Below are 17,390 nucleotides of genomic sequence, written 5' to 3'. Positions count from 1 at the left end.
GATGGATTTCCGATTATTCCGGTAAAGGATGGCTTGAAAAAGAGATAATTAGTTTACGGTTTTCCGTAAATTCCGATGGTGCAGTTGATTTAATTTTGTGGTGATGTTTGAAAAGTTTCAATTGGCAGTACGAAATGCCTACCTAGATTTAAAGAAAAATAATAAGCTTCGCTTTGACCGTGAATGGCCATCTCCTGGTGAGCTACAAGATTGGTGCTTGGTAGTGTACAGTAAAGGCATATCTAAAGATGATGAGATTATATTCACCAGAGTTTTCGATCGTGACAATACTGCTGGGACACTTGAAACACTGATACAAAACTTTGATATCGACAGGCTCCGACCTTTACGGAACTTTATAATTGGTGAAACTAACAGAAGACCTGACGAAAATCTTGTGAAGCTACTAGCTATACTTATTGATTTTAGCCCAAGACCATACAGGTTTCAAGATTGGATTATTGATCAAAACCCCGAAAATTCAGATGTTAATATTGATAATAAAATAGGGGATAAAAATGATCAAGATGAACATAACATCTTATCAGATGAGCCGACAAAAAATGAAATAAATACTGATCTAGAAAAAGGTGGTCTGACTTCAACGGAAGATGGAAGACAGACAGTGGAAGAGGAAGTTATTGGCATTGTTGAAGAGGAGGAATTTAATAACGTAGAAGAGATTAAGGGTAAAGATACTGGAAAAAAGGAGTCGCCTTTTGTGAAACCGGCTTCATTTTTTAGGCCTACCACACCGATTCCACCTAAGCAAAATCGGCGGATATTTTACCAAACAGGGGCTGTATTGGCAGCCATTGGGCTATCTATTGCAATATACTTATTGCCCCAAAACCAATGCATGTGCTGGCAGGAGGATCACTACGTGGCGGTGGATTGTGAGGAGAAAATATTAGGTACTGAAGTCATCGCTTTAGACGATGATAAATTGAAATACTTTGAAAAGATTACCAGGCCAGACACCCTCACCAAGGAGCATGTAAATAGGGTTTGGTATTCAAAGATTAATAATCAGGTGGAATTCTTTACGGGTCCTGGAATGCACCCGGTGCATGATCATAGGTCGCTAAAGGCTGCGACCATCCATATCATAGAATCCTACGCCTTAAACGATACCACTGCGAATGACCTCGTGCGGGACTGAGGCATCAACCATCAAATGAGGACTTTCTTAAATATACCTATTACTTTGAAATCAAGCAGATCATCGTCTGCAAGTTCAATAGGTTCGTAGCCGAGGTCGTGCGAAAGAGGTCTTAAGATGATCCGCTCGTGTTGCCAAGTCTCCTCTCCTACGGCTTTATGACTATCATATTCCTTAATGGTATAACGGCCTCCGTGGTCCGGATCTTGTATATTCGACGAGCTAACCAACGTGATCAGGCCTTTGCGGCTGCCGCCAGCATATCTTTTAAAAAGGCACACACTTCCATCTGGAATGATCTTATTCATAGAGTTCCCTATTACCTGACACGCAAAAAGGTCGTCGGAATATTGGACATCTTCTGGAAGCACGATATAGCGAATCTCGTCCGATACTTGCTCTCCCGTAAAATAGCCGGCTGCAACCTTAACATCATAAAAGGGTACTGACCGTTCGGTCGGCAAATCGGAAAACTGTATCGTGGGTTTCTGAGGTTGGCTCGATACCATCTCTATATACTGCGCAAAATAGGCTCGTAAACGTGGATTACAAACGTAGATATATGTTCCGCGGATGCCCCGAAGACAGATGGTCTTGTATATATTGAGGATATAGTCGTGCAGTTCTTGTTCCGAGCGGACGGACGTCTTTCCTGCTTTGTCGTGGTAAGCACTTTTGTTGACTTCGATATGCTGGGTCTCTGGATTATAGTCTATCTCGTTTCCGAAGATTACTGCAGCATAATTGAGATCATACCCTTGCGTGGTATGAATGCATCCCACTTCGTCAATCGCAGTTTTACTGTTCACCCAATCGGTACTGGTCTGATTCCAGCGGAGCTGAATATCATCGATTTCAATATCGAAAAGGCTACTGTCTTTCTTCGATTTCCAGGGCCAGGCATAACCTGCTATTAATCGGGCTAACCCATATTCTTTTTCTCGCTGCTGCACGGCATCAATCATGTCGGAAAGCTTGTCGAAGAGCTTAAGATCGTAAGATTTCGGTGTGTAGCGCGCCGCCTCGCCCGGTCGGTATAATATCTGCTCTAGAAAATTGACATAGTCTTCACCGCCCAGTACCCGAAACTGCGTTTTTAACCGTAGCTCCTGTGTGTTCGGCTGCTGTAAGAGCTTATCGAATTCGTCTTGCCGGATATCGGACGGTTTGATGCTCTGCTGCCTGTCGTAAAACAGAATGGCTTTGTTGGACTGTTCCTGTATCCACTCTAATTCATTTGTCTCTTCCGGGATCTTACCCATCCGCTGTGCGGCCTGATCGAAGTAATTGAAGTAACTACCTAACACCACCCTTCGCCGTAGGCGATGGGATTCGTCAACTAATACGATGTCGTACTTTCCGTTGGTCACCTCGCTCGGGCCGACGACCATCTTGGGTGACAGTCCTTTTACTTTCTTGAAGACCTTCGCGAGTGTCTTCCGGAAAGATGCCATAGGTACGACCAGAGCCATTTTAGGGTGCGGATATTTTGCTTTTAACTGTTTAACGAGTGTGACAAAATCCCGCTCACGCTCGCCAAATTCGGTGAAGTTAAAATCGGCAAGATCGGTATTTAATAGTTTGAATAGGAAGATCGCCAAGACGGTTTTACCTGTGCCCGCACCACCATGTACAAGTACATTTTTCTTCTGATCGTCGAGAAGTACCTCCATGATTTGATAAAGCCCTTCAAGTTGATCTTTGCTTAAATTCTTGTAGGGTGAATATTTAAATAGATCGGAATTGCTTATCGTCTCGATGGATTGTGTCGTGATGCCTTTCTTGCGAAGTTCATCCCATATTTCGCGAAAGATATTCCAATAAACGTCTTTGCGTTGGTAAAAGTTGTGATTGGCTAGACCAAGATTTCCGTTCTGGAGCCGGTACTTGCCGTCGCCAGCCATATAGCGGATCAGATTGGCTTCAATATCCAGTGTGGCCGATTTATTGAAGAGTTCGGAGGATATGAGGTGAACGGTGGTTAAATTCCTTTTTCGCTCGTGTTGGAGGTGCTTCGTCATACGGCTAATGCTATCGGCCGTCTCGCCCACATAGGCCTCGCAGATCTTTTCATCGCTCAGGATATAGACTAACGGCCAATTGTCGTATTCATAGATATTGGACTGTACGGATCTGCCCAGCCCGTTGTTAAAGGGATATTTGTTTATGGCAAACTTTAATCCGTCACTCATAGTTCGTTATACTTCTTTGCTGTGCCTTTGGCTTTATCCACTGGATATTTTTGATTATTGAGGGCTATTTTGTCTTGAATAATCTGCTTAACATCAAACCCATTCTTATCGGCTAATAGCAGCGCATACATAAATACATCGGCTAGCTCCTCTTTCAGCTTGTCCGGATTAGCATCCTCATTGCCTTTCCACAGGAAGAGTTCCAATAGTTCCGATGCTTCGATATTTAGCGCCAATGCCAAGTCCTTAGAATTGTGGAATTGTTCCCAATCCCGCGCATCCCTAAACGCACGTATCTGTTGTATGAGTTGTTCAATATCTGTCATGATCTGCTTTGAAGATAAGCTACTGGCTAAATTTAAGAAATTTATGCTTGCCTTGACACATTAAATGTAAAAGATGGATTACTCCTTGCTCTTACATCTATTATATGTGGATATGTTCTGAAGCGATGGGGAGAAACTTCAAATTAGTATACCCCATTAATTTCAATGGGAGTTTTTGTTGCCATTTTGATGTTTATAGATATTTTCATTCTGTAATTTACGCTAATAACTGGGATACATATCGCAGCAGGTTTCTATACAATATAAGTCGTTTTGACGATTGATTTCAGCAAAAATTGCTATCTTAGTCCTTTATATCTAGCAGTTTATGAGCAGCATTATAGTCCGTTTCAAGGAAATTGTGGTCAAACAAAAAGAATTGAATTACCATTTCCCGAACATACTACGAAAACCTGCTTCCATGCAGGATATCCGAAAGACTGAACTAGCACTTGACCTAACTTTTAATGACGAGCTCAAGGAACTTTATCTCTTCGCTGATGGAACCGATATTGATAATGTAACACCCTCGGGCTTTACAGGGCTAATACCGATACACAACTTTTTATCGTTGGAAGACGCCGTACGCTACTACTATGAAAGTATGGAGTTTGAAGAAAGCTTTCATAACTGGACGAGAGACTTTTGCCCAGGTCGGCACTTATTTCCTTTCCTGGAAGATGGTGCCGGAAATTGCTATTGGGTCGACTTAAATGAGGGCACACCCGACTATGGCAAAATATTTTGGACAAATACATTTGGTACGGATCCTGATTATTGCTACAACTCATTGGCAACTATGTTCGAGGTCATTGCAGATGCTTATCGGACAAATATCATATTCGTGGATGATGAAGGTTATCTAGACTGCAATTTTGAGGCCTTTGAAAAACTTTCTCAAAAGACTTCCAATTAAATATGAATAAAAAAGATGGTCATATTGTATTCGGTGTTACAGGCAAAGCGATATTAAATGTAAAGGAGCAGTTGTTGCAATTTTTGCGACAAATTATTTAATTTTCCCGTCTTGCTTTTACTTGGGTATAACTTTCTAATCTATGTATAATTTCTTTATCAAACCGCGTTTCTATTCTTTCTCTTTCCTGCTTATATAAATCGTTTTCCAATATCCAACCCGTGCCTCCGTTATATACCGCCCTTATAGCTATACTTATCTTTTCCGAGTCGGCAAGCATTGTGGAATCGCCCATAAAAGACACGTAATACATCTCTTCCGGGTTTTCGTTAAAGTAAAATATTCTGGCTTCCAAAAATCCATACCCTCTCTCTGCCCAGTTATCTCTATCCTGCCATTTATCCGGCATTTTATATTCGGGATATCTTAAGTAAAAAATATCTATAGCGTTATTTAATGCTCTTTTTGATGTTGGAAAAGTGCGTTTATCGAATCCACCTAAGGTGCCACCCGATATACAGCTGCTAAAAAATATTATTATTATAAATATTTGCTTTTTCATCGTAACTATCTTATAAGTACTCCAACAGTTGAGGTTCCTTTAATGGACGCTCTCGTCGTCACAAAATCTCGCATCATTACGACCTCTCGGACTCAAATAAAAACGTTCGTCATTCTATTTTTGAATTTTCAATCTACATAATGATCCACGCCATTCACCATAATAGAAGATATGATGCCCAATCTACCTTTCGCCCATACTTGCAGACCAACATTTTTATACTCATAAACATAATGTGGCTCGTCTCCTTCATCTGTATAAAGTTCATCCTCCTCACCATAATCTTCATCAACTAATACAGAAAATTGATCTATATGCAGCCCTATCAAATTAGTCCCTTTATATAGCAATTCCTCATAACATCCTATGAAATCAATCAGGTTATCACTTACAAATAAAGTTATTTCAGGATTAGATAGCCTATAGTTTATCGTGGGAGCAACCATATACTCACTCATATCATCGACTTCAAATTCAAACTTTTCCAAATATTGAACAATCTCTGTCCCTAAGACAAAAACACCGACTTGTTTAAATGGAATTAATACTGGAACCATATCTATCGTTTATTAGCCTTAGAATGTTCTTCTCCCCTCTTTGCCTTCAGCGCACTTTCTTTAATATTTTTTGATCTTTTGCAATATCTTTTTCTTCTCATTTCCAATAGCAGACAACAATTCTCTTCAAGGTCACGTAATTGCTTTTCCACTTTATTTTCGGTTTTTCCGGTATCTCCGTGACGACCATTTTTCCCATTAGAACCACTCTCACTATTTATACGGTTCATCCATTGCGTTAGCCATCTATCCCATACGTATTTGCTATATCAAGATAGATCTTTGCTATTTCCTCGTTTTTATTTATACCGATACCATAATAATAACATCGTCCTACTTCATAAATTGCTTGTTTATCTCCCAATAAACAGGCTTTTGAATAGTACATAAAAGACTTTCTTGTATCCTTTCTTACTCCGAATCCATTTTCATAACACACGGCTAAATCGAAACATGCCGACTCATTATTCTGTGTCGCAGCACAATGTAATAATTCAGTTGCTTTTTTATAGTCTCTTTTTACGTATTTACTGTGAAGATACCATGTAGCCAAAGCATATTCAGCCTTATTATACCTAACTGTGTTTCTTTACCTGCTTCTTGAAGAGCTTTTAAATAAATCCTGTCTCCTTGTGGCATAATATATTTTTTTATTGTTCTTAGGGGGCCATGGGCCTTCCCAATTCGATGGTACTTTTCGTAGAGGCGACCTATCCACGATTAAGCGTATGGAGATTTACCCATATGCTTTGTATGCTGCGTCAACGGATCCATCGCGTTCCTCCATCCAATTGCATCATAAAATCTCGAACCGTAATTGGACTGTCATCCAAACTCGCCCTGGAGTTATTTACTTATTTTTCTTTGTTCCGTTATCAACAATCTTTTTATACTCCTCCAAAGTCGGTACATTCTTATTTTTAAAGACTTCCTTAATTTCTTCACTCGCAAGTTCCTTGTTCAAATAATAAGCCTGTAACAAATGGTAAATTGCATCTTTTTTCAAGTTTTCGTCCAAACTCAATTCAGCGCCATCTATTGTGGCTTCCGCAGTCATAATAATATATATATCGAAATGTGCATAGGAACAATTGTGCTTTTTTGCCATAAAATATGCATAATAAAAAAATTCTTCCCAATTCTCTTCTGCAAAACGATGCTCCGAAGCTAACCTGTAGGCGTCACAATCTCCAATATTAATTGCGTTAGCTAGTTTTTCGTGCATGCCAGTATCCAACTCTTTCTGCCAATTGCTGACACGTTTGTTCTCATCTATTTTTTCCCTCCAAGAATTAATACAAGAAGAAAACAACAAACAAATAAATACAACAAATATTCTATTTTTCATATTTCTTATCGCCAATAAATGTTTTGGGCGCAATCCTGATAACTGGTCGCTTACTGATTTGCTTTCCTTCCCTAAATTTTATGAAACCACCATTATTATATTCGTTATTAAAGCACCTGTTAATAAAAACTATCTGTATTCATTTATTTTTAATTCTAAATCATGTATAACATTTTTATTAAGCATGGTATTAAAGCTATTTTCAATAAGGTTTATAAATACCTGACGCTTTTTATCATCCATATGATCGAAAGAATTGACTAAACGATAGAAAGCGGTTGGATAATGTTCTTTCATTAAAATAGTGCTGACTTTACTTAGATGTACATCATCGTACAACGTTAAATTTACCGCAGCCTGTAGCTTAACCAAGCGTTGCTTTGTCTTCTTAAAAGCTGTGCAATTAATTGTATAAAATCTCAAAGGCTCAATTTTAATACTGTTAAATAAAACCCAGTCTAAAACCGCTAGTTTAGTAAGTTCATAATACCTTCCACTAACAATTTCTTCGGCCTTAGATAATAATTCAAGACCATAAAAATCTATATTAACAGATAAATCGAAAATGTTCTCCAGTAATTCATTGTTACTGCTTGTTAAATGTTCATTTATCCACTGCACAAGAATGGATCTATTTCCATCTTTCTCGAAATGGGAATAATTTAATATGAATTCATTTCTTAAATCTCTATCTAATAAACATTTTATCACTAGGTTTCCAGAGAGACGTTGTGAAAAATCTACAACTTCAGGTTTAACATTAGTATCCTCTACTGTTTCTCTTCTGCTTATTTTTTTCATTTCTTCTTTTTAATTCGGTATTGATTGAGGCGACAATTTATTATCATATTTTCCTTGCTTTTCCCTTTACCTTATCTTTTCCGCCAAAACTTGCTCCGTAATCGTACTGTCTTCCAAGCTCGCCCTGGAGTTATTTACTTATTTTCTTTGTTCCGTTATCAACAATCTTTTTATATTCCTCCAAAGTTGGTACATTCCTATTTTTAAAGACTTCTTTAATTTCTTCGCTTGCAAGTTCCTTGTTCAAATAATAAGCCTGTAACAAATGGTAAATAGCTTCCTTTCTTAAACCATCATCCAAACTCAGTTCGGCATTGTTTATCGTCAACTCCTCATTCATAAAATAATAGATATCATAATGAGCATAAGCGCAATTGTACTTTTTCGTCATAAAAAAGGCGTAATAAAAGAATTCTTGCCAATTGTCATCAGCAAAATAATATTCTGATGCAGACTTATATGCTTCACAGTCTCCACTATTTATAGCTTGGGACAAATTGGCGTACATGCCATCTCTCAAGCCTTTTTTCCAAGATTCAACACGCAAGTTGTCTTCTTCCGTTTCTCTATTCGAACTATTACAAGAAACAAATAAGATAGTAATCAACAAAATTAAACTACTTGAGATTCTTTTTATGTCCCGAGGCTGTAGTCTTACTGTCAATATAAATAAACGGTCTCTTTCTAATTCTTTCTCCATTTCTAAATTTTATAAAGCTTCCATTACTATTTTCATTCTTAACACCTTTTATTTTATTAGTATCTGTTCCATACATTACGAACCCATCAGCAGCTATGACAGTAGTATTATTGAGTTTGGAAATTTTCTCTGCATCGGATTTTTACTGGTATATACGTACGGAGAAAATATCCAATATTTTCCCCCTGCGGATCAATAACATTCTACCTGCCGATTTCAGCATCGTAAAACTTGCTCCTTAATTGCGCTGATGCTAGTTAATTACCCTATCCTTAAAAATGGATGTTCCCCTAAGTGTACTATCAATCCTCCAATAATATGCGTTAAAAGCACAACTTGAAATTAAATTCTCATTTAAATTAACTTTCGTAATAAATGAACAGGAAATATGTAGATCATCGGGAGAATGAGCTTTCGATACCTCATGGAACTTATCACATCCTGATTTTAAATATTGATCTATATAAGATTTATAATCCCTAAATTCACTGTCATACTCCTCTCGAAACACCAATATCTTATTGACGTATTTAAATTTGTAACCTATGGATCGGTCTAAATCAAAAACTAATCCCTCATATATCGAACTTGAAAGACTATTGAATTCAAAAATAATAACATTCTTCATTCTAGGACTTTTGTTTTCGATAAAATCAACGATGTACTTTAGGGATTTTCTTAGTCTGGACTTATTTAATCTTGCACTGCTAATATTTGAATCATTGTTCTCCGTAGATCCAGTTGGAGAGTAATTGAAATAGTTAAGTAAAGCAGCATGCTGTTCTTCTTTAATTTTGGAATAGGTACTGGACTGTCTACAACTTGACAAGCATAATATACAAAACAATAAACAATTTAATATTTTCATCATGGGATTGGGTTAGTATTCATATATCTATCTAGCAACTCTTTAGCTACTGCGGTTGGCGTATATATTATGTCGCCACCTGGTACCTTACCGGATTTTTGAATTACTTTTCCTGTATGGTAATGTGTCCTAGCTTTATACCCTTGCTCAAATTTCAACAAGTTTTCCATTAAAACCGCATATATTTCATCCTTAGTTACTCTTCCTTCTGTATCTACTATTTTTTGATACTTAAACCATTCATCTTTTCTACCTGAAAAGTTTTTAGAAAATGAGAATCCATGGCTTATTTCATGAAATAATGTGAGATGGTAGGGTTTAGGAGCATCTTTTTGATTAAAATCAGTATAAATATCCCCTTCGTGATGAAAATTTCTATTCTTTAATCGCTCTAGTTGTGATTCATTTTTCCTTATCGAAACAATAGAACCTTGCCCCGTAATCGTACTGCCTTCCGCAACTTTTCCGCGGTTTCCCGAACTAGCTAACACCAAAAAAAAGCAAGCTTCTCAAAAAGACGTTAACCACATCCCGATAATATCATCGAACCTGAACTCCTGATACAATTCGGAATCGAAAAAATTCTCCTCTTCAAAACTTTAAGAGCACTCGGACTCAAATGAAAACGTTCATCATTCTATTTTTTAAATTTTCAATCTGCATAATGTTCTTTCCGATATACCACAACAGAATCTATTACACCAAGTTTACCCTTCGCCCAAACTTGCAAGCCAACTTGGTTAAACTCGTAAACATATCGTACATCCTCTTCATTAACATATAATCTATCTTCATCCGAGTAATCATCTTCAACATGGTTAGAAAATTGCTGTACGCTAAGACCAATCAGATTAACACCTTTGTACAATAATTCTTCGTAGCATTCTATATAGTCAATTATACCATCAATCTCTACAAATAAAGTAATTTCAGGATTCGAAAATGTATAACAAATTACAGGAGTAACCTTGTCATCACTCATATCATCAATTGAAAACTCAAATCTATCTAAATATTCTTTTATACTATCTCCTAATATAAAATCGCCTACTTGCTTAAATAGTACTAATACAGGAATCATTTCTCTATCTTTTATTTGCTTTTGAATGTTCTTCACCTTTCCTTGCTTTTTGAGCACTAGTTTTGATTCTTTCAATTTTAGTTTTTATTCTCTTCTTTTCCGTACCTGCCGCAGAAGATAATTTCTCTTCAAGTTCACGTAATTGCTTTTCTACTTTACTTTGCGTTCTTCCTCCATCACCATGACGTTCATTTTTTCCATTAGATCTACTTTTACCATTTATATTGTCTCTATAACTTTCAGGTATCAATTCTGGACTATATATACTTGTAGGATCGGCACCTAGCCAAATTAAAGTCTCAGCGACTGCTAGAGATATAGGCACTACATTATCAGATATAGTTTTTCCTGCCATCCAACCAGCTCCACCAGCGGCAGCTACAGGACCAGACAAAGATAAAAGGAAAGCAGAACAAAAAGTATTGACCCCACGGTCAACCAGCCATATTTGCGCTTTTCCTGTTTAGACCACTTTTCATATCTGTCAAAGTATTTTATGTATTTATCCTGCCTGAAAACAAATACATAACAGATCAGACCAGAGCCGACCCCACAGCCTATTATAAGCGGTGTGGATATGCTTATCTTCAACATCATCAGAACCGAAAAAAAGAAGAGAGCCAAACCGCCCCAAAGAAAACCACCGGCAGCTACAGTACTAAGACCGAACCTCTTGTCTCCCCATGCCTTGTTGATTTCCTGATGAATATCAATCCCAAGCTCTTCATAGCGCTTTCTCTGAAAAGGCAATTTATGTATAAGATTTGCCAGGTTGATTCTTTCGGTAAACAAATGAACTTTATAAAAAGCCTTATAAAGGCAAAAATGTATAATATTAAAGTATTTCTCCATAACTCCCCTATCTACCGTGATAATAGTTGATTGACCGGTCCCCTACATTACTTCCCGTGTAGCCTCCCACAACAGTTCCTCTACCTGCCCATTTATACATCCCAGCAGCCCTATATGCTCCCGAACGGCTTCCCGTATATTGATTCCCTCCCCATGAACTATTATAATATTTCCCGTTCTTGCCAAGCCATTGGTTGCCGGGCGCAACAGCTGTACCAAAAGCTCCATAAAATCCACCAGCGTAATCCAAAGCTGATTTTGTCCCATCAAATCCAAAGTGAGAGGTTGTAACAGAGTTAATGCTGCCAATTAAACAACAGCATCACTCACCCGTCCCTGTACATCACTGAGCCATCCGCCGCTCTCGAAAGAGCTTCTTCCTGTTACGGTAACTGCGTCCAATTCCCAGCTAAAGCCATTACCGGCACTGATGATATGGTTTGACATATCATTTATAGATGCGCCACTGCTATTGTTCAGATAATTGAAGAACGAAGAAATTTCATCGGGATCATCTATGGTTATATTACCCTTTGCATCCACACGGTACATGCCGTTGGGGTCGTGGAAAAGGATGGGATCGTTTCCTACATAGGCATAAGGAGAATACGAAGAATACATCTCCGCCAGCGGGTCAACAACATTCCACCTGCCGATCTCCGCATCATAGAACCTCGCCCCGTAATCGTACTGCCTTCCAAGCTCGCCCTGGAGGTATTTACTTATTTTCTTTGTTCCGTTATCAACAATCTTTTTATACTCCTCCAAAGTTGGTACATTCCTATTTTTAAAGACTTCCTTAATTTCTTCACTCGAAAGTTCCTTGTTCAAATAATAAGCCTGTAACAAATGGTAAATTGCATCTTTTTTCAAGTTTTCGTCCAAACTCAATTCAGCGCCATCTATTGTGGATTCCGCAGTCATAATAATATATATATCGAAATGTGCATAGGAACAATTGTACTTTTTTGCCATAAAATATGCATAATAAAAAAATTCTTCCCAATTCTCTTCTGCAAAACGATGCTCCGAAGCTAACCTGTAGGTGTCACAATCTCCAATATTAATTGCGTTAGCTAGTTTTTCGTGCATGCCAGTATCCAACTCTTTTTGCCAATTGCTGACACGTTTGTTCTCATCTATCTTTTCCCTCCAAGAGTTAATACAAGAAGAAAACAACAAACAAATAAATACAACGAATATTCTATTTTTCATATTTCTTATCGCCAGTAAATGTTTTGGGCGCAATCCTGATAACTGGTCGCTTACTAATTTGCTTTCCATCCCTAAACTTTATTCCCATCCCATCAGAAAAACTACCTCCTCCTTCGTTTGTCCATGTGGTCTCACTTCATGAAGATTTATTCCAAAGATCATTGATAAAGGATTGGGAAAGCATTCCAATCTGGATCTATAAAGTTGATCGGATTGTTATTGGTATACACGTACGGAGAAAATATCCTATATTTTTCCGCCTGTGGATCAATAACATTCCACCTGCCGATTTCAGCATCGTAAAACCTTGCTCCGTAATCACAAGTGAAAGTAGCCACATTCAGCTATATCGAACGCTGGTACAATAACGATAGGATATATTCTGCGTTAGGATTTTCCTCGGTCATCATCGCTTTCCAATTATGTTTTGTCTATACATATACCCCAGTTATTATTAATTTTTAAAAATGTAATCTTTTCATTTCTAAAACTATTCATATTTCCGCATTTGTCAAAACGATAATTAATAACTTCTTCAACAGGAAATTTTTCAGACTTTATTTGAAAAGATATTTCATCAAATTTCCCGCAGTTGCCGTTCAAAGAAGTTGAACAAATAACCTTTGAGATTTTTAGCTTTTTCATTTTCTTTGAAATCGTTTCAAGATATCGAATATTACCGTTTTTACTATATTTCTGTTCTATTGTAAATACAATTATATTTTTATCGTTGTTGACATCTATAAGTTTAATATTATCGATTATCCCCTTTTTCAATAAATTAAAATCATATTCATTTCTTGCGAATTCACTTTTTAATAGAGTTTCATTATTATTATTACATGAAACTATCATCGAAAAAAATAGCACGTTCAAAAAGGTATTCCTTAAAATCAAAAAATATTTCTTCATCGTTATTTTATTCTATAATTTATTCTTTCTTCCAAAACTCTTGTTTTCAAAGTATTTCCCCCTTGTTTTAAAAGAGTTTTTGCATGTTTACGTCCTACAGATATTGCTCGTTGCTCCCAAGGTTCATCATTTCTACCACGAGTTCCCTTTTCAGCCAGCCAATTAGGATCAATTAATGCACCGTGATAAACTCCCATCAGGATCAATATACCTTAGAGGATTCATACGCATAGCGATAAGGAGACCATCGTCTGTTCTCGTCCGCCACCGGATCTACTACATTCCACCGTCCTATCTCCGTATCGTAAAAACGCACTTCGTAATCGTAATACTGTACACTTTTTTCATTTGCCTATCCAAATTACTCATAACGAAATGGATTGAATCCATATGAAATATCAAATTCGGGTACTTTTCTTAAATTTTGAATTCCAGGATAAAATTCGATTAAAACATGTTGATTAGGCAATACAAATATTGTTCTTACTGAGTATGCATCCGCCCTTTCAGACAATACTTCAACTTTCCGAAAACCAATACCTAATGTCTTTTTTATAGTCTTGTATTTGTATGGATTGTTATTTATACTATCTTTTGTAATTACCTCTCCATCTACCTTCACTTCTGCATCAATACTATAGCCGTCTGATGTTGGTGATGACATGCCCAGATATATGGTCGTTTCATACTTTAGACCAAAGAGAAAAAAAGTTATCAGCGCCAGAACAAACATCCAAATTATAATTTTCCGTTTCATTGCTATTTATTTACTTGTGCCGCAGGCCCACATCATTTATATAACCATCATTGGTCACTCTCTAACATCAATCGTATTTAAAATGAATATGGAGGCTATCTAAAGAATTGCCATATACTTTATAAATGCTATCACGCACATGCTCGCTGTCAGGATCCTTCCTTGGCCAGAAGCTTAAAGCGTCGAGCATCTTCCTTCTCAGTTTGGTCTTATTATCAAAGAAAAAGAACAGTTGAAAACCTACATCATTTTTAGGAACACGGAAGGTAGTATCTTTTTCATTGACGCTAAGATGGATAACATTGTTTTCGTCCTTCGACAGCGCAAATTCCTTTATGAGAATATATGTATCAACTCTGTAGTTAGCTATCATGGTGTCCACTAATATTCCCCCATTCAGATAAATCTGCACTTTACTACTATCAATATTCTCAGTACGCGCTCCGTTGTAATAAATTTTGCTGGCCATTTTACCGTTATCACATGAGACGATACCCCCTAAATTGACACTTAAGAAAAATCCAATGTATATATTCATCGCACTCTGGTTTATTTTTTATAGGCAAAACTAAGCTCGGCAATCAGATTTTCTACCGCCTGATAGGTTTCGCTTCGACACCTTGCTCAATTCCTTTCAATAATCCTCGATTCCTAGCCTTCTCCAATTCTATTTTTATTCATAGTAAAAAGGATTGAATCCATATGAAATATCAAATTCAGGTACTTTTCTTAAATTTTGAATTCCAGGATAAAATTCGATTAAAACATGTTGATTAGGCAATACAAATATTGTTCTTACTGAGTATGCATCCGCCCTTTCAGACAATACCTCAACTTTCCGAAAACCAATACCTAATGTCTTTTTTATAGTCTTGTATAGCATGATCAATATCGTTACCGAGAGTGAATGATTTTCCCATAGCTGGAGCTATATTTGCTAAATAGTCAACATAAGGAAACGTTGCGTTCAAATATTGCTCAATAGCGTCAAAATTTAAGCTTCCATACGATGCATCAGAAAACAAATCAATATCAACGGATACACGGTGTCCCAAATGCAAATTCGAAGCTGTACCGCCCACTAATCTAAACGGATTAAACACTGCTGCATGCATCAGCGTTGTGAGCGTATTTTGTAATAGATCATTTACGGTATGGTAATGCAACATAAATTTATCTTTTTTGTAATGTCATTGGCTCTATCTTATGATCAGCTAAAACCTGCTTTACTTTTTCCGACCCATAAAATCGTGTAATTTCATCTTTTTCAGATTGGTTTCCTCGTTCAAAAACACGTTTTATAACTGCTTTATATTGATTTTCCCAATCAATCTTATCGATATCAGTATCCCAAAAAAGAGCTTTCCTCAGTAAGCTAAGATCAGGAATCTGGTTTTTAAAAGTATTACCTTTGACTTTCTCAATATCATGATAGGTCTGCAACAACGCAAATGTCCCCTCTTCAACTCCTAGGGCTTTATCTACTTTTAAAGACAAAGGGACAGGAATACCTCTCTTGCCTCTGATGATTGCATTAAAAACCTGTCTGTGCGTATCTATTGATAAGGCAAAGGGACTCGGTTTAATTGTCCGCTTTTTTAACTCCCGTTCCAGAATCAGACCGGGATGGATTCCTTTGAACCGTTCAAAACTTCTTTCCATAACATAAATGTAATCAATTTTGATTACAAATAATAGCTATCCCTCAAAAAGCTGCCCTTTGAAATTGAGATATAATACCTGCTAACATCACACATAATAGGGCAAAATTTCAAACAAATAAAAGAATAAAAAAACTATTTTTTTTAGCAATTTCAAAAGTTTAGTAAAAGGATTTTGCTAGATTTGCTAGAGAGATCCCATTTATGAAGAATAGTACAAAGATAACGAATGCGAGTATAGAGTCGGCTGGCTTACCGAAGGATGCAAAACAGGTCATTGCTGAATATATATGGAATGGATTTGACGCTAAAGCTTCAACAGTATCTATGGATATCAGTAGCAATCAACTGGGCTATATAGAGCGTATCCGTATCTCGGACAATGGTGAAGGTATTGCTCCTGATACCCTAAATTATTCTTTTGGCAACTTTCTAGACTCTTTAAAAAAAGGGCAGCCGAAACGCACGTCGTATACTCGTGGTAAGAAAGGAAAAGGACGTTTTTCTTTCTCACTATTTGCAACACGTGCTACTTGGCATACCGTGGTCGCTATAAGTGATCAGTTGATGGGATATAAACTCCTAATCGATAGGGATACTAAAGAAGAATACGAAAACTCAGAACCACAACCTACTACAGCGTCGAGTACGGGTACTATGGTGGTACTGGAAGGGGTATTTGGTGTGAATGCCGCGACATTGCAGTCTGAAGAATTTGTAGATTTTCTGGCGCAAGAGTTTGGTTGGTTCTTGCATCTCAACAAGGATGCAGGATACAGTATCCAGATCAATGGAAAAGCTATCTCTTACCAACAGCTGATTCAGGAGACGGACGAGACTTCGTTTACGATATACAGTCCCGAAGAGAACTCTTTTGTGTTTAAGGTGAATTATATCCGGTGGCAATATCCTATTGGAGATCGCTACTACTACTATTTTTTAAACAGCCATAAAGTGGAGGTGGCCAAGCAGTTGAGTAGCTTCAATAATAATGCGATTGAATTCCATCATTCGGTGTATGTGGAATCAGCTTTTTTTAACGGGTTTGACCTATCAGACATGACATTGTCGACTGAAGGAAACTTATTCAGTGAAAAGGAACAGCAGATAGTTTACCGCAAATTATTGTTGGAACTGCGTGAGATGCTTGAGCGTAAACAAAAGAAATACGTGCGCGAACAAGCGGTGGGTGTTAAGCTACAGGAACTGCTACAAAAGAATCTACTTCCACACTACAGTTCTTCTGCTAGCGATCAGAAACGTAAAAATACATTATTGCAACTGATACAGGAGCTATATATTGCTGACCCACGGGCGTTTGTGGGTATCAAAGTAGATTTGATCAGAACGTATCTCGGATTCTTGGACTTGTTGCTACAGACAGATCGCAAAACGGAAATATTACCTATCGTGGAGCAAGCCATCCCGCTATCCGACAAAGAACGCGAACGGATGCGGAAGATTTTGGGTTAGATTAAAG

General features: G+C 37.4%; 27 protein-coding genes and 1 pseudogene. 4 read left to right on the top strand and 24 right to left on the bottom strand.

From position 1 onward, the window contains the following. The first annotated feature begins 103 nt into the window (after positions 1 to 103). Positions 104 to 1,162 carry a hypothetical protein gene (locus tag FAZ19_RS09840; RefSeq protein WP_136820566.1) on the top strand — a complete coding sequence of 353 codons (1,059 nt, stop codon included), beginning with the start codon at positions 104 to 106 and terminating at the stop codon, positions 1,160 to 1,162. Between the two features lie 11 nt (positions 1,163 to 1,173). Here the strand turns inward: FAZ19_RS09840 and FAZ19_RS09835 are convergent, their stop codons facing one another. Together FAZ19_RS09835 and FAZ19_RS09830 are read right to left on the bottom strand one after the other, a co-directional pair. Beyond that, positions 1,174 to 3,354, bottom strand: a complete 2,181-nt coding sequence (locus FAZ19_RS09835) for a DNA/RNA helicase domain-containing protein (RefSeq protein WP_136820565.1) — start codon at positions 3,352 to 3,354, stop codon at positions 1,174 to 1,176. Further along, the gene (locus FAZ19_RS09830; RefSeq protein WP_136820564.1) at positions 3,351 to 3,680 is read right to left on the bottom strand and encodes a nucleotide pyrophosphohydrolase; all 330 of its coding nucleotides are present in this window, start codon (positions 3,678 to 3,680) and stop codon (positions 3,351 to 3,353) included. Before FAZ19_RS09830 ends, FAZ19_RS09835 begins: the two co-directional genes overlap by 4 nt. Positions 3,681 to 4,008: 328 nt before the next feature. On the opposite strand from FAZ19_RS09830, the gene FAZ19_RS09825 reads away from it, so the two are divergent. Beyond that, positions 4,009 to 4,596, top strand: coding sequence for an SMI1/KNR4 family protein (locus FAZ19_RS09825; protein WP_136820563.1), 588 nt, complete (start codon positions 4,009 to 4,011; stop codon positions 4,594 to 4,596). A 97-nt stretch (positions 4,597 to 4,693) separates the two neighbouring features. On the opposite strand, the gene FAZ19_RS09820 is transcribed toward FAZ19_RS09825, so the two are convergent. The 8 genes and pseudogenes from FAZ19_RS09820 to FAZ19_RS09785 all read right to left on the bottom strand — a co-directional run bounded on the left by FAZ19_RS09820 (position 4,694) and on the right by FAZ19_RS09785 (position 8,564). Further along, positions 4,694 to 5,158 (bottom strand): hypothetical protein, encoded by a 465-nt coding sequence (locus tag FAZ19_RS09820; RefSeq protein ID WP_136820562.1) that lies wholly within the window; start codon positions 5,156 to 5,158, stop codon positions 4,694 to 4,696. A gap of 128 nt (positions 5,159 to 5,286) precedes the next feature. Beyond that, entirely contained in the window at positions 5,287 to 5,715 is a 429-nt protein-coding gene (locus tag FAZ19_RS09815) for a hypothetical protein (protein WP_136820561.1), read from the bottom strand. Positions 5,716 to 5,717: 2 nt separating this feature from the next. After that, entirely contained in the window at positions 5,718 to 5,945 is a 228-nt protein-coding gene (locus FAZ19_RS09810; RefSeq protein ID WP_136820560.1) for a hypothetical protein, read from the bottom strand. Between the two features lie 8 nt (positions 5,946 to 5,953). Further along, on the bottom strand, positions 5,954 to 6,103 hold the full coding sequence (locus tag FAZ19_RS24480; protein ID WP_136821180.1) for a sel1 repeat family protein: 150 nt from the start codon (positions 6,101 to 6,103) through the stop codon (positions 5,954 to 5,956). Next, a pseudogene (locus tag FAZ19_RS24475) lies at positions 6,083 to 6,271 on the bottom strand (tetratricopeptide repeat protein); the annotation flags it as partial. The pseudogene FAZ19_RS24475 and the gene FAZ19_RS24480, both read right to left, overlap by 21 nt. A 294-nt stretch (positions 6,272 to 6,565) precedes the next feature. After that, positions 6,566 to 7,063, bottom strand: coding sequence for a hypothetical protein (locus tag FAZ19_RS09795; protein WP_136820559.1), 498 nt, complete (start codon positions 7,061 to 7,063; stop codon positions 6,566 to 6,568). 129 nt (positions 7,064 to 7,192) lie between these two features. Beyond that, positions 7,193 to 7,864, bottom strand: a complete 672-nt coding sequence (locus FAZ19_RS09790; protein WP_136820558.1) for a hypothetical protein — start codon at positions 7,862 to 7,864, stop codon at positions 7,193 to 7,195. Between the two features lie 130 nt (positions 7,865 to 7,994). Beyond that, positions 7,995 to 8,564, bottom strand: coding sequence for a hypothetical protein (locus tag FAZ19_RS09785; RefSeq protein ID WP_136820557.1), 570 nt, complete (start codon positions 8,562 to 8,564; stop codon positions 7,995 to 7,997). A gap of 95 nt (positions 8,565 to 8,659) precedes the next feature. On the opposite strand from FAZ19_RS09785, the gene FAZ19_RS23865 reads away from it, so the two are divergent. After that, complete coding sequence (locus FAZ19_RS23865; RefSeq protein WP_169305622.1) at positions 8,660 to 8,806, top strand: hypothetical protein; 147 nt, start codon at positions 8,660 to 8,662, stop codon at positions 8,804 to 8,806. An 11-nt stretch (positions 8,807 to 8,817) separates the two neighbouring features. Here the strand turns inward: FAZ19_RS23865 and FAZ19_RS09780 are convergent, their stop codons facing one another. The 14 genes from FAZ19_RS09780 to FAZ19_RS09715 form a co-directional block, all read right to left on the bottom strand. Beyond that, positions 8,818 to 9,192: a hypothetical protein gene (locus FAZ19_RS09780; protein ID WP_136820556.1), complete on the bottom strand. Its 375-nt coding sequence runs from the start codon at positions 9,190 to 9,192 to the stop codon at positions 8,818 to 8,820. Positions 9,193 to 9,431: 239 nt separating this feature from the next. Next, on the bottom strand, positions 9,432 to 9,926 hold the full coding sequence (locus FAZ19_RS09775; protein ID WP_136820555.1) for a hypothetical protein: 495 nt from the start codon (positions 9,924 to 9,926) through the stop codon (positions 9,432 to 9,434). A gap of 158 nt (positions 9,927 to 10,084) precedes the next feature. Continuing rightward, positions 10,085 to 10,549, bottom strand: a complete 465-nt coding sequence (locus FAZ19_RS09770) for a hypothetical protein (protein WP_136820554.1) — start codon at positions 10,547 to 10,549, stop codon at positions 10,085 to 10,087. Next, positions 10,518 to 10,868 (bottom strand): hypothetical protein, encoded by a 351-nt coding sequence (locus FAZ19_RS09765; protein WP_136820553.1) that lies wholly within the window; start codon positions 10,866 to 10,868, stop codon positions 10,518 to 10,520. Before FAZ19_RS09765 ends, FAZ19_RS09770 begins: the two co-directional genes overlap by 32 nt. 23 nt (positions 10,869 to 10,891) lie before the next feature. Beyond that, a complete protein-coding gene (locus FAZ19_RS09760) occupies positions 10,892 to 11,365 on the bottom strand; it encodes a hypothetical protein (protein WP_136820552.1) in 474 nt (157 codons plus the stop codon). Positions 11,366 to 11,407: 42 nt separating this feature from the next. After that, the gene (locus FAZ19_RS09755; protein WP_188876128.1) at positions 11,408 to 11,674 is read right to left on the bottom strand and encodes a hypothetical protein; all 267 of its coding nucleotides are present in this window, start codon (positions 11,672 to 11,674) and stop codon (positions 11,408 to 11,410) included. Next, positions 11,675 to 12,580: an RHS repeat domain-containing protein gene (locus FAZ19_RS09750; RefSeq protein ID WP_244927454.1), complete on the bottom strand. Its 906-nt coding sequence runs from the start codon at positions 12,578 to 12,580 to the stop codon at positions 11,675 to 11,677. A 158-nt stretch (positions 12,581 to 12,738) separates the two neighbouring features. After that, positions 12,739 to 12,918 carry an RHS repeat-associated core domain-containing protein gene (locus FAZ19_RS09745; RefSeq protein ID WP_229707530.1) on the bottom strand — a complete coding sequence of 60 codons (180 nt, stop codon included), beginning with the start codon at positions 12,916 to 12,918 and terminating at the stop codon, positions 12,739 to 12,741. A gap of 82 nt (positions 12,919 to 13,000) precedes the next feature. After that, on the bottom strand, positions 13,001 to 13,492 hold the full coding sequence (locus tag FAZ19_RS09740; RefSeq protein ID WP_136820549.1) for a hypothetical protein: 492 nt from the start codon (positions 13,490 to 13,492) through the stop codon (positions 13,001 to 13,003). A gap of 2 nt (positions 13,493 to 13,494) precedes the next feature. Next, the gene (locus FAZ19_RS09735) at positions 13,495 to 13,689 is read right to left on the bottom strand and encodes a hypothetical protein (protein ID WP_136820548.1); all 195 of its coding nucleotides are present in this window, start codon (positions 13,687 to 13,689) and stop codon (positions 13,495 to 13,497) included. A gap of 164 nt (positions 13,690 to 13,853) precedes the next feature. Further along, positions 13,854 to 14,249 (bottom strand): hypothetical protein, encoded by a 396-nt coding sequence (locus tag FAZ19_RS09730; protein WP_136820547.1) that lies wholly within the window; start codon positions 14,247 to 14,249, stop codon positions 13,854 to 13,856. A gap of 67 nt (positions 14,250 to 14,316) precedes the next feature. Further along, entirely contained in the window at positions 14,317 to 14,787 is a 471-nt protein-coding gene (locus tag FAZ19_RS09725; RefSeq protein WP_136820546.1) for a hypothetical protein, read from the bottom strand. A 292-nt stretch (positions 14,788 to 15,079) separates the two neighbouring features. Beyond that, positions 15,080 to 15,418, bottom strand: a complete 339-nt coding sequence (locus FAZ19_RS09720; RefSeq protein WP_136820545.1) for a nucleotidyl transferase AbiEii/AbiGii toxin family protein — start codon at positions 15,416 to 15,418, stop codon at positions 15,080 to 15,082. A gap of 4 nt (positions 15,419 to 15,422) precedes the next feature. Next, a complete protein-coding gene (locus FAZ19_RS09715) occupies positions 15,423 to 15,911 on the bottom strand; it encodes a helix-turn-helix transcriptional regulator (protein WP_136820544.1) in 489 nt (162 codons plus the stop codon). A 203-nt stretch (positions 15,912 to 16,114) separates the two neighbouring features. Between FAZ19_RS09715 and FAZ19_RS09710 the strand changes: the two genes are divergently transcribed. Continuing rightward, a complete protein-coding gene (locus tag FAZ19_RS09710; protein WP_136820543.1) occupies positions 16,115 to 17,383 on the top strand; it encodes an ATP-binding protein in 1,269 nt (422 codons plus the stop codon). Positions 17,384 to 17,390 lie beyond the last annotated feature (7 nt).

Origin of the sequence: Sphingobacterium alkalisoli (assembly GCF_005049105.1) — a bacterium.
Taxonomy (GTDB): domain Bacteria; phylum Bacteroidota; class Bacteroidia; order Sphingobacteriales; family Sphingobacteriaceae; genus Sphingobacterium; species Sphingobacterium alkalisoli.
The sequence above is the reverse complement of the archived record's forward strand: the minus strand, read 5'-3'. Positions and strand labels throughout refer to the sequence as shown.